The sequence below is a fragment of the Streptomyces lucensis JCM 4490 genome, from assembly GCF_014650035.1.
Classification (GTDB): Bacteria; Actinomycetota; Actinomycetes; order Streptomycetales; family Streptomycetaceae; genus Streptomyces; species Streptomyces lucensis.
Genome location: NZ_BMUE01000010.1, coordinates 140,339 through 154,685, shown reverse-complemented (window position 1 = coordinate 154,685; position 14,347 = coordinate 140,339). Strand labels below are relative to the sequence as shown.

Below are 14,347 nucleotides of genomic sequence, written 5' to 3'. Positions count from 1 at the left end.
CCACGGGCCCTCGCCGGAGGAGTTGGTTCACATGCACGGCACGGCGCGAATAGCGGTGACCTCCGAGGAACACAACGAAAGCGTCAGACGGCTCGACCCGCTGCGTCTGGACGAAGACCTCCGGCTCCTGCCGAAGATGAACGAAACCGCGGACGTATCCGCTCTGTCGCGCGTTCTCGGCGAAGCACTCCCCTCGGAGCAGAGTATCGCCGCTCTCACGGTGCCGGGATGTCTCGCCGCGATGCGCGACCTGGGCATGTACCTCGGCAGTCTCAAAAGGCACGGAGTCTCCGCCTTCGACACCGTGCCCGGCGCCGCCAGGGTGTTCGAACTGCTGGGGCGGCGTACGCACATGATTCCGCGGGACACCGTGTACCACTACACGTGCTGGAATCCGGTGGGCGAACGCGAGCGGCTCTACACCGGGCACCCGATGGAACGCGCCCTCGTCGACGCGGTGCGACGATGCGTACCTGATCTGGCGCACGCCGTCGAAGTGGGCCACTCCTTGCGGGACCTGGACCTGTGCCATCCCGCCCACGCCGAGAAGACGGCGTTGCTCGCCTCGTACATCACGGCCGCCGACCGGGCGATGGGCAGCGTACTCGGAGAAGTCACCCCCGAGTTCTTCGCCCTCGAACTCCGGCCGTATTTCGAGGAGGTCCGTCTGGCGGGCCGCACGTACCTGGGGCCGGCCGCGGCGCACATACCCCTCTTCCTCATCGACCTGCTGCTCTGGGCATCCGACCGGGGCAGCCGCGAATACCTGGACTTCTGCCACGAGGTCGCCTCCCACACGCTCCCCGACTGGCGGGAGTGGTATGCGAAATGGGTGGAGACGCCGTCCATCACCTCCCGGGTCGTCGCCGCTCTCGGCGACCGCGGTTCGCCGGCCGGGACGGCGCACGCCGAATCCAGCGCCGACGGTCTGCGCAAAGCCCTGCGGTCCCTCACCGCGTTCCGCGGAAAACATCTGGTGATGGCGCGGCGTGCCTATCACGCGGAGGTCCGGCTCTACGAACTGGGCAGCGGCGGGGGCAGCGTAGGACTCCTCGAGGAAATCCTCACCCTCACCAGAGACAACGGAGCGCTGATCGGCTCCGCCACCGGAGCGAAGAGCGGGCTATGAGAATCACCATCGTGGGTTCCGGGATAGCCGGACTGGCCGCCGCCGTCAGTCTGCACGCGGCGGGATTCGACGACGTCACGGTGTTCGAGGCCGACCCCGGCATCCGGCCCCACGGTCTCGGACTGAACATACTGCCCAACGCGGTGCGGGAGATCGCCGAACTCGGCCTGCTGGACGAGGTGCGGCGGCGGGCCGTGCCCACCCGGGAACTGGCGATGTACAACCCGTACGGCGACCTCGTGTGGCGGGAGGACCGCGGGACCTCGGCGGGCTACGCCTGGCCCCAGCTGTCGGTGTCCCGCTCCCACCTCGTCCTGGCCCTGGCCGCGGAGGTCCGGCGCCGCCTGGGCGAAGGCGCCGTCGTCACCGACGCCCGGCTGGTCGGCCTGGACCACGGATCCGGCGGGGCGTGCGGAGTCTTCGCGGACCGAAGGGGCGCCCTGCGGAGGGTGGAATCGGACGTCCTCCTCGGCGCGGACGGCATCCGCTCGGCCGTCCGAGCAGCGCTGTATCCCGACGAGGGCCCTCCTCCGACGAACGGGGTGCTCATGTACCGGGGGACCGCCTGGGGGGATGCGTTCCTGACCGGACGCTCCATGGCGGTCCTGGGCGACGACAGCCGGCGGCTCGTCCTGTACCCGATAGACAGGGACGAGGCGACGGGCAGGTCACTGATCAACTGGGTGGCGGCCTTTCCCCCGGACGACACGGACTGCACGGACGGCACGGACAGCAGGAGTGCAGTCCTGGCCCAGTTCGGCGAGTGGTCACCCCCCGGCGTCGACCTGGCGCGCCTCCTTGAGGACACGCCGGACATACGGAAGTACCCGATGACCGACCGGGACCCCCTCCCGCGGTGGACGTTCGGCAGCGTGACCCTCCTCGGCGACGCCGCCCACGCCATGTACCCCGCCGGATCCAACGGCGCCACCCAGGCCGTCGTCGACGCGCGCGTGCTCGCCCGGCATCTCGCCACCCGTCCCGACGCGGGCGAGGCGCTGCGGGCCTACGAGGACGAACGCCGGCCGCAGATGACGGAACTGCAGCGGAGCAACCGCTCCATGGGGCCGGAACGCGTGATCACCCTGGCCCATCGACGAGCCCCCCACGGGTTCGAGGACGTACGGGACGTGTTCAGCGAGGACGAACTCGCGGACATCTCCCGCGGCTACGCCGTGACCGGAAAGTTCGATCAGGACTGGGTCAACACCAGACCGTCGCTGTCCGTCGGCGAACGCCGCCGGCCGGCGGCGCGGCGCGACACCTGGAGCGAGGAATGACGGACACGACCCGGCAGGAAGACGACTCCGCGGCCGTCAAGGAGACCAGTTTCATCACCGCCGTCATCAGAGCCATGGAGAACGACCGCCCCGACCCGTACCTCAGCGATCCGCACGCCGTGCTGCTGAGCACCCCCCGTTCACGGACGATGGCGCGGGAGGCGCTGGCCGCCGGCGGCACCGTCGGCTCCGTGATCGTGCGCGGCCGTTTCGGCGACATCGCGCTCGGCCGGGCGGTCGCCGAGGGGATCGGCCAGGTGGTGTGCCTCGCGGCGGGCAGCGACACCCGCGCCTGGCGTCTCCCCCTCCCCGCCGGCACCCGCTTCTTCGAGATCGACCTGCCGGGCCAGCTGGAGGCCAAGGAGCAACTCCTCGCCCCGGTCCGGGACCGGCTCACCTGCCGCCGAGTCCGTCTCAGCGAGGACCTCCGGTCCGGCACCTGGCCCCAGCGCCTGACGGCCGCCGGCTACACGCCGGACGAACCCGCCGTCTGGATCATCGAGGGCCTGCTCCCGTACCTGCGGACCGAACACTTCACCCGGCTGCTCGACGACGTCGCGAAGATGTCGGGCCACGGATCGGTCCTGCTGATCGACGCCCCGCACGCCGACTACTTCCGGGACCCGGCCAACGAACGGTTCCTGGCGTTCATGAGAGCCCGGGGATCGGCGTTCCAGCTCGGCCTGGAGGACTTCGGCGGCTTCCTCGGCTCGCGCGGCTGGCAGGCGGAGGCGTACACCCTGCGGCAGCTGGCCGAGGGCGCGTGCGGATGGCTGCCCGCTCCGCCCGGGCGCCTCTGCCCGCCCCACGACCACCACTGGGTGGCCCGCGCCCGTCTCGCCTGACACCGGGCCGCCCCAGCTCCATGTCCGATTCCCGCTGGCCCCGCACCGGCCACACGTCCCAGACTGGAACGCGTGAGGGACGAAGACAGCAGGTACGAGGCGGTCCGCAGCCGGGACGGCCGGTTCGACGGGGCGTTCTTCTTCGCCGTCGAGACCACCGGCATCTACTGCCGGCCCAGCTGCCCGGCGACGACGCCCAGACGCCACAACGTGCGGTTCTTCGCGACGGCCGCCGCGGCGCAGGGCTCCGGCTTCCGCGCCTGCCGCCGGTGCCGCCCGGACGCCGTGCCGGGTTCGGCCGACTGGAACGTCCGCGCGGACGTCGTCGGCCGGGCCATGCGCCTGATCGCCGACGGCGTCGTGGACCGTGAGGGCGTCGCCGGACTCGCCGCCCGGCTCGGCTACAGCGCCCGCCAGGTGCAGAGGCAGCTCACCGCCGAGCTGGGCGCCGGCCCCGTGGCGCTCGCCCGGGCCCAGCGGGCGCACACCGCGCGGGTGCTGCTGCAGACCACCGGCCTGCCGGTCACCGAGATCGCGTTCGCGTCCGGGTTCGCCAGCGTGCGGCAGTTCAACGACACCGTCCGCCAGGTGTACGACTCGACGCCCACCCAGGTGCGGGCCGCCGCGCCCCGCGGCCGGGAGGTCCGCCGGGCCACCCCGGGCGCGGGCATCCCGCTGCGGCTCGCCCACCGGGGCCCGTACCTGGCCGCCGCGGTCTTCGACCGGCTCGCGCGGGAGGCGGTGCCCGGCGTCGAGGAGGTCACCGGCGCCCCCGGCACCCGCACCTACCGGCGCACCCTGCGGCTGCCGTACGGCACCGCGCTCGTCGCCGTCGCCGAGCGCACCGCGGTGCCGAAGGCGGGTGGCGGCACACGCCCGGGCGGCTGGCTGGACGCGCGGCTGCACCTGACCGACCACCGGGACCTCACCACCGCGGTGCAGCGGCTGCGCCGCCTGTTCGACCTCGACGCGGACCCGTACGCCGTCGACGAGCGGCTCGGCGCCGACCCGCGGCTCGCCCCGCTGGTCGCCGCCCGGCCGGGGCTGCGCTCGCCCGGCGCCGTCGACCCGCTGGAACCCGCCGTACGCGCACTGGCGGGACAGGCCGGGGCCGAGCGGCTGGTACGCCGGTACGGCAAGGCGCTCGACGCGCCCTGCGGCAGCCTCACCCACCTCTTCCCCGAACCGGGCGTCCTCGCCGAGGCCGAACCCGGGGGTCCGCTCGGCGCGCTCGCCGCCGCCCTTGCCGACGGCACGGTGCGGCTGGATCCGGGCGCCGACCGGGACGACGCCGAGAGGGCCCTGCTCGCCCTGCCCGGCATGGACCCGGCCACCGTGGCCACCCTCCGCGTGCGCGCCCTCGGCGATCCGGACGTGGCCCCGCCCGGCGCGGCGGTACCCGAAGCGTGGCGGCCCTGGCGGTCGTACGCCGTCCAGCACCTGTATGTGGCAGGAGAGCCGATCCGATGACGACCGTGTACTACACCCACCTCGACGCCCCCGTGGGCCGGCTGCTGCTCACCGCCGGCGCGGACGGCGCGCTCACGTCGCTGTCCGTGCCCGGGCAGAAGGGCGGGCGGACCGTCCAGGACGGCTGGCGCCCCGACCCCGGCCCGTTCCGCGCGGCCGCGGACCAGCTCGCCGCCTACTTCGCCGGCGAACTGAAGGAGTTCCGGCTGCCGCTGGACGCGGAGGGCACCGAGTTCCGGCGGCGGGTGTGGGTCGCGCTGGACGAGGTCCCGTACGGCACCACCGCCACCTACGGGGAGATCGCGGCACGTATCGGCGCCTCCCGCATGGCCGTCCGCGCCGTCGGCGGGGCGATCGGCGCCAACCCGCTGCTCATCGTGCGCCCCTGCCACCGGATCATCGGCGCGGACGGTTCGATGACCGGTTACGCAGGCGGACTCGACCGCAAGATCCAGCTGCTCACCCTGGAAGCCACCCCCGGCGCCCCCGCACACCCTTAGGGGCGCGGGGAACTGCGCGACGAGCCACGACGGGCCCGCACCCGACGACGCACAGCGCCACCCCTTTCAGGGGCGCGGGGAACTGCGCGACGAACCACGACGGGCCCGCACCCGACGACGCACAGCGCCACCCCTTTCAGGGTCGCGGGGAACTGCGCGCCGAACCACGACGGGACCCGCACCCGACAGACAACGCACCGCCCCTCTCAGGGGCGCGGGGAACTGCGCGACCAGCCACCACACACCCGCACCCGACGACGCACAGCGCCACCCCACAACCCCACCACGCCCCAAGCGGCAGCGCCCCGGTTGCGCCGAGCGGGTGGACCGCCGCCGCCGTTCCACCGGTGCGCCCCGCCCGTGTGGCACGGTCACCCCGACGGGCCACGGGGAAGGAAGGGCGCACGCATGGCCAAGGTCGGACGGGTCCTCGTGGTCCTGCTGCTGGCGGTGCCGGCCCTGCTGCCGGGCGCGGCGGGGCCGGCCGTCGCCGCCCGGGCGGTCCCGTCCTGGACCGGCAGCTGGGAGAGCGCGCCGTCGGGCACCGCGCCCGCGCTGCCCGGCGCCGCGGTCCGCAACGTGGTCCACCTCAGCGTCGGCGGCAGCGCCGTCCGCGTCCGTGTCGGCAACCGGCTCGGCACCGCGCCCCTGTACCTCGGCGCGGTCACCGTCGCCCTGCGCCGCGCGTCCGGCCCGGGCGCCGTGCCCGGCACCCTGCGCACCGTCACCTTCGGCCGCGCCCCCACGGTCACCGTCCCGCCGGGCCGGGACACCGTCTCCGACCCGGTGCCGCTGCGCGTCCCGGCCGCCGCCGATCTCCTGGTCACGGTGTACACCCCGGGCGACAGCGGGCCCGCCACCTACCACCGCACCGCCCTGCAGACCAGCTATGTGGCCCCCGCCGGCGCCGGCCGGGCCGCCGACGAGGACGGCGCCGCGTACACGAAGACCGTCAGCAGCTGGTACTACCTCACCGGCGTCGACGTCCGGGGGAACGCCGCGGGCAGCGTCGTCGCGTTCGGCGACTCCCTCACCGACGGCACCGGATCCACCCCCGACGCCAACCGCCGCTGGCCGGACCGGCTCGCCGAGCGCCTGCGCCCGTACGGCCTGGGCGTCCTCAACGCGGGCATCGGCGGCAACCGCCTGCTGCGCGACGGCGTCGGGCCCGGCGCCCTGGCCCGGCTGGACGCCGACGCCCTGGACCGGGCGGGGGTGCGCGCCCTGGTCGTCTTCGAAGGGATCAACGACATCAAGGGCATCCCGGAGGCGAGCGACGCCGCCGCGTACGCCGACGCCTACCGCACCCTCGTCGCCCGAGCCCACGCACGCGGCATCCGGGTCGTCGGCGTCACCCTCACCCCGTACCGCGGCCACCTCGCCTACACGGAAGCGGGCGAGGCGGTACGGCAAGGGGTCAACACGTTCATCCGCACCGGCGGCGCCTTCGACGCGGTCGCCGACGCCGACGCCGCCCTGCGCGACCCGGCCGATCCGGCCCACCTCCTGCTCGGCTACGACCCCGGCGACCACCTGCACTTCAACGACGCGGGCATGACGGCCGTCGCCGACACCGTCCGGCGGGCGCTGGCGGACGGCCGCGCTCTGTCGTAAGCCTGTTCACTCCGTCACCTGACGCCCCGTCCGAGGGGCCGGGTGTGCGGCTTTTTCCCGATGCCCCGTTTTTCGACGGCCCCCGCGGTGGAAAATCAGGGCATGAGCCAGCAGGGGGGAAAGCCCGCCCGTCAGGACGACGACTGGTGGGGACAGCTGTACGACGACGCCACGGCGGACACGGGCCCGACGGCCGTGCCCGATTCCCTGGACGACCGCTTCGCCTCGGCCAGGAGCACGGTGGCGGGGCGGCCGGGCGGGCAGGACGGTGCCGACGACGGGAGTGCCACCGGTGACGACGCCGGCGGCGCGGGCGACGGCGGAAGCGGCGGTGACGGGGCGAGCCCGGAACATCAGGGAACCTCGGTCCCGGCGCAACGCGCCGCGCGGGTTTCCCGCCCGGATCCGGCGGCCGGCCGGCCCGCACCCACCCCACCGCCGCCCGAATCCCCGGCACCCGGCCCGCCGCCGCAGGTAAGCGCGCCCGTTCCGCCGCCGCAGGTGAGCGCGCCCGCACCCGCGCCTCAGGCCTCGGCTCCCACCCGGCCCCCGGAGGCCGGCAACCCCCCGGCGCCCCGAGGACCGTCCGCGCAGGAACCCGCGTCCTCCGTCGACTACGTGGGCTCCGGACCGCCCACCTACGACCCTGAGCCCACCACCCTCCCCGCCGCCGACCCCGACGACCTCGGTGAGCCGGTCCCGGACACCGTGCTGGACGGCGCCCGGTACGGGGCCTGCACGCTGCGGGCGGTGTCGCTGCGCGGGGACTCGGCGCGGTACCGGGGCGAGCCGCGCCGGGACGCGCTGCTCACCGCGCGGTTCGGCAGCGGGGAGCAGGCGCTGGTCCTCGTCGCCATGGCGACCGGCGCGCGGGCGACACCGGGCGCCCACCGGGCGGCGGCCGAGGCGTGCCGGTGGATCGCGCGCGCCGTGGGCCGCAGCCAGCGGCGGCTGGCCGAGGACATCCGGGCCGGCCGGCGCGGCGACCTGAAGTCGGGCCTGCACCGGCTGACCGACCGCACGCTCGGCAGGCTGCGCGCCGGCGCCGCCGAACAGGAGCTGGACCCCGAGGAGTACACGGCGAGCCTGCGCTGCCTGCTGCTGCCCGCCGACCCCGACTGCCGGGTCCGGGTCTTCTTCGGCGTGGGCGAGGGCGGCCTGTTCCGGCTGCGGGACGACGAGTGGCAGGACATCGAGCCGCAGGCGCCGGCCGCCGGCGCCACGGGCGGGCCCGTGGTCGGCTTCGGCTCGCCCCTCGCCGAGACCCGCGAGGGCGACCGCCTCACCATGGACCTCGGCATCCCGACCCCGCCGAGCCCGTTCGAACCGGCGCCCGAGCCGCCCCGCGCACCCTTCCTCTTCCGGACCTCGCTGGCCCGCCCGGGTGATGTCCTGGTGATGTGCACAGGCGGGTTCGCCGATCCGCTGCGCGGCGAGGCGGCCCTGTGCGCCTACCTGGCCCGCCGCTGGTCCGGCGGGGCCGCGCCCGGCCTCGCCGCGTTCCTCGCCGACGCCCAGGTACGGGTGAAGGGCTACTCCGACGACCGCAGCGCGGCCGCCGTTTGGGAGGCGTAACCGCTGCCCCTGTGACTTGATGGGACGGCAGGCCGTATCCCGGGGCAGCGAAGGGGCAGACGGAACACCATGGCCAGACAGAACGTAGCCGAGCAGTTCGTCGACATCCTCGTCCGCGCCGGGGTGCGCCGGCTCTACGGCGTCGTCGGTGACAGCCTCAACCCGGTCGTGGACGCCGTGCGCCGCAACCCCGCCATCGACTGGATCCACGTCCGCCACGAGGAGAGCGCCGCCTTCGCGGCCGGGGCCGAGGCCCAGATCACCGGCAGACTGGCGGCCTGCGCCGGTTCCTGCGGCCCCGGCAACCTGCACCTCATCAACGGTCTCTACGACGCCCACCGCTCGATGGCCCCGGTGCTCGCCCTCGCCTCGCACATCCCCTCCAGCGAGATCGGCCTCGGATACTTCCAGGAGACCCACCCGGACCGGCTGTTCCAGGAGTGCAGCCACTACAGCGAGCTGATCTCCAGCCCGAAGCAGATGCCCCGGCTGCTGCAGACCGCCATCCAGCACGCGGTCGGGCAGAGCGGGGTGAGCGTGGTGTCCCTGCCCGGCGACATCGCCGCCGAGCCCGCCCCGGAGAAGGCAGCGCAGAGCGCCCTCGTCACCTCCCGGCCCACCGTCCGGCCCGGCGACGAGGAGATCGACCGGCTCGTACGGATGATCGACGCGGCCGACCGGGTCACCCTGTTCTGCGGCGCCGGCACGGCGGGAGCCCACGCCGAGGTCATGGAGTTCGCCGGGAGGATCAAGTCCCCGGTGGGGCACGCCCTGCGCGGCAAGGAGTGGATCCAGTACGACAACCCGTACGACGTCGGCATGAGCGGGCTGCTCGGCTACGGCGCCGCCTACGAGGCCACCAACGAGTGCGACCTGCTCATCCTGCTCGGCACCGACTTCCCGTACAACGCCTTCCTGCCCGACGACGTGCGGATCGCCCAGGTCGACGTACGGCCCGAGGTGCTCGGCCGGCGCTCCCGCCTCGACCTCGCGGTGTGGGGCGACGTCCGCGAGACCCTGCGCTGCCTGATCCCCCGGGTGAAGGAGAAGACCGACCGTCGCTTCCTCGACAGGATGCTGAAGAAGCACGCCGACGCCCTGGAGGGCGTGGTCAAGGCGTATACCCGGAAGGTCGAGAAGCACGTTCCCATCCATCCGGAGTACGTGGCCGCCGTCCTCGACGAGGTCGCCGACGACGACGCCGTGTTCACGGTGGACACCGGGATGTGCAACGTCTGGGCCGCCCGGTACGTCTCGCCCAACGGCCGCCGCCGCATCATCGGTTCGTTCTCGCACGGCTCGATGGCGAACGCCCTGCCCATGGCGATCGGGGCGCAGTTCACCGACCGTCGCCGGCAGGTCGTCTCCATGTCCGGTGACGGCGGGTTCTCCATGCTCATGGGCGAGTTCCTGACGCTGGTGCAGCACGACCTCCCCGTCAAGGTCGTGCTGTTCAACAACTCCTCCCTCAGCATGGTGGAGTTGGAGATGCTGGTCGCCGGCCTGCCCTCGCACGGCACGGCCAACGCCAACCCCGACTTCGCCGCGGTCGCCCGGGCCTGCGGCGCCTACGGGGTGCGGGTGGAGAAGCCCAAGCAGCTCGCCGGGGCCCTCAGGGACGCGTTCCGGCACAAGGGGCCGGCCCTGGTGGACATCGTCACCGATCCCAACGCCCTGTCCATCCCGCCGAAGATCAGCAGGGAGATGGTCACCGGGTTCGCGCTGTCCGCCTCCAAGATCGTGCTGGACGGCGGCGTCGGCCGCATGCTCCAGATGGCCCGCTCCAACCTCCGCAACGTGCCCCGCCCCTGATGCGTCCCCGCGTACCCCCCGCGCGGGCCGTGGGCGCGGGGGAGTCTTCGTCCGGGTGAGCGCTTTTCGGCCACTTTCACGGCCCGTGACGGCGCGCCGACCGCCGGTACCGGGCGCAGCTGGGCTGCCGTCACGTGGCGTCAGTGACGGCCGACTGTGGTCAGGAGCCCGAATTGCGGGGGTCCATGGGATTGTGGAGGGGGAGTGGTGCCGTTGAGCGGTGGCCGAACCGCCGGTCATCGGGCAGGCGCCATGACTGCCCGTGAGCCCGCTGGGCAAGCATCCCCCCGTGAACGTGTTCGACCAGGAGGGGCAGGGTCCGGCGGCGTGCGGGCGGGGGTCATGAAGAGGCAGGCACGAGGGGGCGGTCCCGTGGTCATCGGGGCCTCCTCGGCGACATCGGGGGAAACGACCGACACCATCAGCGAACACGCGAGCCGTCTGCGGCGCAGGCTGGGCCGGGCGGATCTGCGGGCGGTGCCCGAGGCCCGCCGCGAGTTACGCGAACTGCTGCGGCACTGGGGCAAGCCGGGCCGCTCGGAGATAGCCGAACTGCTCACCAGCGAACTGGTCACCAACGCGCTCGTCCACACCGACGACGACGCCGTCCTGACGGCCGTCGTGCGGCCGGGCGGACTGCGGGTGGAGGTGCGGGACTTCGTGGCCGGCAGGCCCGAGCCACAGGCCCCGGACACCGGTGACGGCACCCACGGACGCGGCCTGGTGCTGGTGGAGTCCCTCGCGGACGACTGGGGGGTACGGCCGCACGAGGTGGGCAAGTCGGTGTGGTTCGAACTGGGCGCCGAGGCGGCCTGAGACGCGAGCGGCGAGGGCACGGCGAGGACGGCGACGGGACGGGGCGCGACCCCGCGTGGTCGCGCCCCGTCCCGTGTGTCCGGCCCCGTGGGTCAGCCGAACTGCTGTTCCAGGTCCTTCAGTTTGCGCTCCAGGGAGTCCAGGCGCGGCAGGGCCATGGTGTCGTCCTCCGCGGTGAGGTCGACGGTCACCGGCTCAGAGCCGCTGCGGACCGGCTGCAGGGAGGGCCGGGCGCGTACGGGCAGTTGCTCCGCGGTCGATATGGCAGGCTCCGCGGTCGCGGACGCGGGCGCGCGCTCCACGGCCTGCACCTCGACCTCGACCTCCCGGCCGCCCCGGCCGATGATGCCGCGGTGGCCCCGGCTGATGGCCTTCAGCTGGGCGCGCTCCATCCGCTCCTGCTCGCGTCGGCGCTGCCGCGCCTGCTCCTTCTGCCGCTGGTCGTCGCGGACCTCCTCGACGGCCTCGTCGAGGCTGCGCACACCCTCCAGCAGCATCAGCGACCACGCCCTGTAGGTCTCACGGGGCGCACGCAGCCAGCGGACTATGCGGATCTGCGGCAGCGGGCGCGGCACCAGACCCTGCTCGCGCAGCGCGGCCCGGCGGGTCTGCTTCAGCGCCCGGTCGAACAGGACGGCCGCCGACAGCGACATGCCGGAGAAGAACTGCGGCGCGCCGGCGTGGCCCACGCCACGGGGCGCGTGCACCCAGTTGAACCAGGCCGCCGCCGCCGCGAACATCCACACGAGTATCCGGGAGCCGAGGGCCGCGTCACCGTGGCTGGCCTCGCGCACGGCGAGCACGGAGCAGAACATCGCCGCACCGTCCAGACCGAACGGCACCAGGTACTGCCAGCCGTCGGTCAGCCCCAGGTTCTGTTCGCCGAAGCCGACGAGACCGTGGAAGGACAGGGCGGCCGCAACCGCCGCACAGCAGAACAGCAGGACGTAGGAGGCGGTGCCGTAGATGGCCTCCTTGCGCCTGCGGCGCTCCTCGCTGCGCTCCCACGAGTCGTCCGCGCTCGCGCTCTCCCCGGAGCCGCGCTTGCCGCGCGCGAGCACCGCCACCGCCGCCAGCACGCCCAGGAGCAGTACGGCGCCCGGAAGCAGCCAGTTCAGCGATATGTCGGTCAGTCTCATCAGGGGGTCCCTTGCATTGGGATAGGGCGTAACGCCCGCCATAGTGGCCCACTCCCGAGGGCCCTCAGGGGGTTTCGGGGCAAGAGGCCGCCAAGGGAGCGCAAGGGGATGCCCGAGACGGCTGTCTGCTCGAACTGCCGCGTGAGGGGCGGGAGTTGAGTTCGAATAAGACTACCCGTACGGATGGTTCCTCGGAAAGTTCCTGAGACGGGTGAGGGAGTTGTGAATAACCCGTCCGAGGGCCGGTCCGTGAAGGGGCGGTCCGATGGCGGTGATCCTAGTGGACGCCGGGCCGTGCTCCCGACCTGATGATCGCTCAGGCGGCAGCCGCAGCGGGCAGTTGGGCGACCCGTGCGCCGTCGCAGGTCCGCGGGCAGGTGGCACACGTGTCCTCGGGGCGCACGGTGTAGAACATGCAGCAGCTCACCCGGTCGCGGGTGGGCAGCGGCCTCCCGTCCGGCCCCGTGAGCACCCGGAACGCGGCCGAACCGGCGTACGGCCGGGTGGCGCCGGGCAGCAGCAGTTCCAGCTCCCGGACGGCCCGCCGCTCGGCGTCCGCCCCGAGCAGCCGGGCGACGTACCACAGCCCCTCCACGACCTCGTCGGTCGCCATGCCCCACAGGGCCCGCCCGCGCCGCCGCATCCGCGGCCCGAAGGCGGCGAGCACCGGTTCCAGGTGCCCGGCCACGGCCGCCCGCACCTCGGCCCGCAGCGCCTCCTCGTCCGGCACGACGACGGCGCCCGGCAGTGTGGCCGCGGGGTCGTCCGGCAGGCAGGCGAACGGGACGGGACGGCGTACGGCCATGCGGCCGGCGGTGCGGTCGTACGAGACCTGGGTCACGGACAACCGGGGGACCCGGCGGTACAGGAACCACGGCACGGTGATCAGCAGGCAGGCGTGCCAGGCGTAGCGGTGCAGGCCGAACGTGGCGACGACGTCCGGGCGGGCCCGCCGGCCGTGGTCCCGCAGCACCTGCGCCTCGTCCCAGGCCAGGAAGGCGTCCAGCTCCGCCCCGCCCGCGGCCAGTTCGGCGGCCCCCGCCCAGCCGTCGCCCCGGGGCGCGGGGTCGGCCGGCCCCAGCTCCGTCACGGTCAGGAACGGCAGGACCGAGCCGAGGCGGTCGTAGGCGGCGGTGAGCGGCGAGGGCGCAGGGGGCATGGCGGAACGACCCGTCCTTTGCACATCCAGGGAAATCAAGGGAGGTAAGCCTTACCTTATTCGATCTTCGTGAAGTTTGAACTGCCGCCCGCTGCGCCTATGGTCTTGACGGACAAGCGACAACCCGTCGTCAATGACCCCAAGTACCGACAAGCCGCCAGGAGGACCCGTGAAGCAGGACGCGCAGGGCTCCGCCGGGGCGGGCGCGGCGCCGGGCGCGGCCCGGGTGCCGGCGCAGCAGCGTGGGTCCGACGCCCTGGACCGGGTCCGCGAGCGGGACGCCGCGCTGCCGGGCGCGCGGGGCGAGCACACGCACGCCGAGCGGCCCTACCCGCCGTCCCGGCCCGCGGTGCAGCGGCCCGCGGTGCAGCGCTCCTCGGTGCGCGGGCAGATCCTGGACGCGCTGCGCACGGCCCTGGTCGCCGGTGAGCTGAAGCCGGGCGAGGTGTACTCGGCGCCGGTGCTCGGGGAACGCTTCGGCGTCTCCGCCACGCCCGTACGGGAGGCCATGCAGCAGCTCGCCGTGGAGGGCGCCGTCGAGGTGGTGCCCAACCGGGGCTTCCGGGTGATCGAACGGGGGACCCGGGAGCTGGCCGAGCTGGCGGAGGTGCGGGCGCTGATCGAGGTGCCCGTGATGCTGCGGCTCGCCCGGACCGTGCCGGCCCAGCGGTGGGCCGAGCTGCGGCCGCTCGCGGAGGAGACGGCGCGGGCGGCCGCCTCCGGCTGTCCGGCGGCGTACGCGGAGTCCGACCGGGCCTTCCACCGGGCGCTGCTCGCCCTGTCGGGCAACGAGCAGCTGGTCCGCATCGCGGAGGACCTGCACCGGCGGTCGCAGTGGCCGCTGGTCGGCGGCCCGGTCCGGCACGGCCGTGCCGACCTGGTGGCGGACGCGGCGGAGCACACGGCGCTGCTGGACGCGTTGGCCGCCCGCGATCTGGACGTGGTGCGCGACCTGGTCGGCGATCACTTCACCGGCGCGGCCTGACCGACGCGGGGCGCGAGCCGTCG

At 73.9% G+C, this 14,347-nt stretch carries 12 protein-coding genes; 10 read left to right on the top strand and 2 right to left on the bottom strand.

Going from position 1 to position 14,347, the window contains the following annotated elements; all coding sequences use genetic code 11:
- The first annotated feature begins 31 nt into the window (after positions 1-31).
- The 9 genes from IE177_RS22790 to IE177_RS22750 all read left to right on the top strand — a co-directional run bounded on the left by IE177_RS22790 (position 32) and on the right by IE177_RS22750 (position 11,041).
- Positions 32-1,129: a monodechloroaminopyrrolnitrin synthase PrnB family protein gene (locus tag IE177_RS22790; RefSeq protein ID WP_190017238.1), complete on the top strand. Its 1,098-nt coding sequence runs from the start codon at positions 32-34 to the stop codon at positions 1,127-1,129.
- The gene (locus tag IE177_RS22785) at positions 1,126-2,409 is read left to right on the top strand and encodes an FAD-dependent monooxygenase (RefSeq protein ID WP_190017237.1); all 1,284 of its coding nucleotides are present in this window, start codon (positions 1,126-1,128) and stop codon (positions 2,407-2,409) included. Before IE177_RS22790 ends, IE177_RS22785 begins: the two co-directional genes overlap by 4 nt.
- Positions 2,406-3,254: a class I SAM-dependent methyltransferase gene (locus IE177_RS22780; protein ID WP_190017236.1), complete on the top strand. Its 849-nt coding sequence runs from the start codon at positions 2,406-2,408 to the stop codon at positions 3,252-3,254. Before IE177_RS22785 ends, IE177_RS22780 begins: the two co-directional genes overlap by 4 nt.
- A gap of 72 nt (positions 3,255-3,326) precedes the next feature.
- Positions 3,327-4,724 (top strand): DNA-3-methyladenine glycosylase 2 family protein, encoded by a 1,398-nt coding sequence (locus IE177_RS22775; RefSeq protein ID WP_190017235.1) that lies wholly within the window; start codon positions 3,327-3,329, stop codon positions 4,722-4,724.
- Positions 4,721-5,224 (top strand): methylated-DNA--[protein]-cysteine S-methyltransferase, encoded by a 504-nt coding sequence (locus IE177_RS22770; protein WP_190017234.1) that lies wholly within the window; start codon positions 4,721-4,723, stop codon positions 5,222-5,224. Before IE177_RS22775 ends, IE177_RS22770 begins: the two co-directional genes overlap by 4 nt.
- A gap of 408 nt (positions 5,225-5,632) precedes the next feature.
- Positions 5,633-6,838 (top strand): GDSL-type esterase/lipase family protein, encoded by a 1,206-nt coding sequence (locus IE177_RS22765; RefSeq protein ID WP_190017233.1) that lies wholly within the window; start codon positions 5,633-5,635, stop codon positions 6,836-6,838.
- A 102-nt stretch (positions 6,839-6,940) separates the two neighbouring features.
- Positions 6,941-8,413, top strand: coding sequence for a protein phosphatase 2C domain-containing protein (locus IE177_RS22760; protein WP_190017232.1), 1,473 nt, complete (start codon positions 6,941-6,943; stop codon positions 8,411-8,413).
- A 69-nt stretch (positions 8,414-8,482) separates the two neighbouring features.
- Positions 8,483-10,225: a pyruvate dehydrogenase gene (locus IE177_RS22755; RefSeq protein ID WP_190017231.1), complete on the top strand. Its 1,743-nt coding sequence runs from the start codon at positions 8,483-8,485 to the stop codon at positions 10,223-10,225.
- A 372-nt stretch (positions 10,226-10,597) separates the two neighbouring features.
- On the top strand, positions 10,598-11,041 hold the full coding sequence (locus IE177_RS22750) for an ATP-binding protein (protein ID WP_229816222.1): 444 nt from the start codon (positions 10,598-10,600) through the stop codon (positions 11,039-11,041).
- A gap of 92 nt (positions 11,042-11,133) precedes the next feature.
- Here IE177_RS22750 and IE177_RS22745 read toward each other — a convergent pair whose 3' ends face one another.
- Both IE177_RS22745 and IE177_RS22740 read right to left on the bottom strand, forming a co-directional pair.
- Complete coding sequence (locus tag IE177_RS22745; RefSeq protein ID WP_190017229.1) at positions 11,134-12,180, bottom strand: DUF2637 domain-containing protein; 1,047 nt, start codon at positions 12,178-12,180, stop codon at positions 11,134-11,136.
- A gap of 316 nt (positions 12,181-12,496) precedes the next feature.
- On the bottom strand, positions 12,497-13,339 hold the full coding sequence (locus tag IE177_RS22740; protein WP_190017228.1) for a (2Fe-2S)-binding protein: 843 nt from the start codon (positions 13,337-13,339) through the stop codon (positions 12,497-12,499).
- Positions 13,340-13,508: 169 nt separating this feature from the next.
- Here IE177_RS22740 and IE177_RS22735 point away from each other — a divergent pair, with 169 nt between their 5' ends.
- Entirely contained in the window at positions 13,509-14,324 is an 816-nt protein-coding gene (locus IE177_RS22735) for a GntR family transcriptional regulator (RefSeq protein ID WP_229816221.1), read from the top strand.
- Positions 14,325-14,347: the final 23 nt, after the last annotated feature.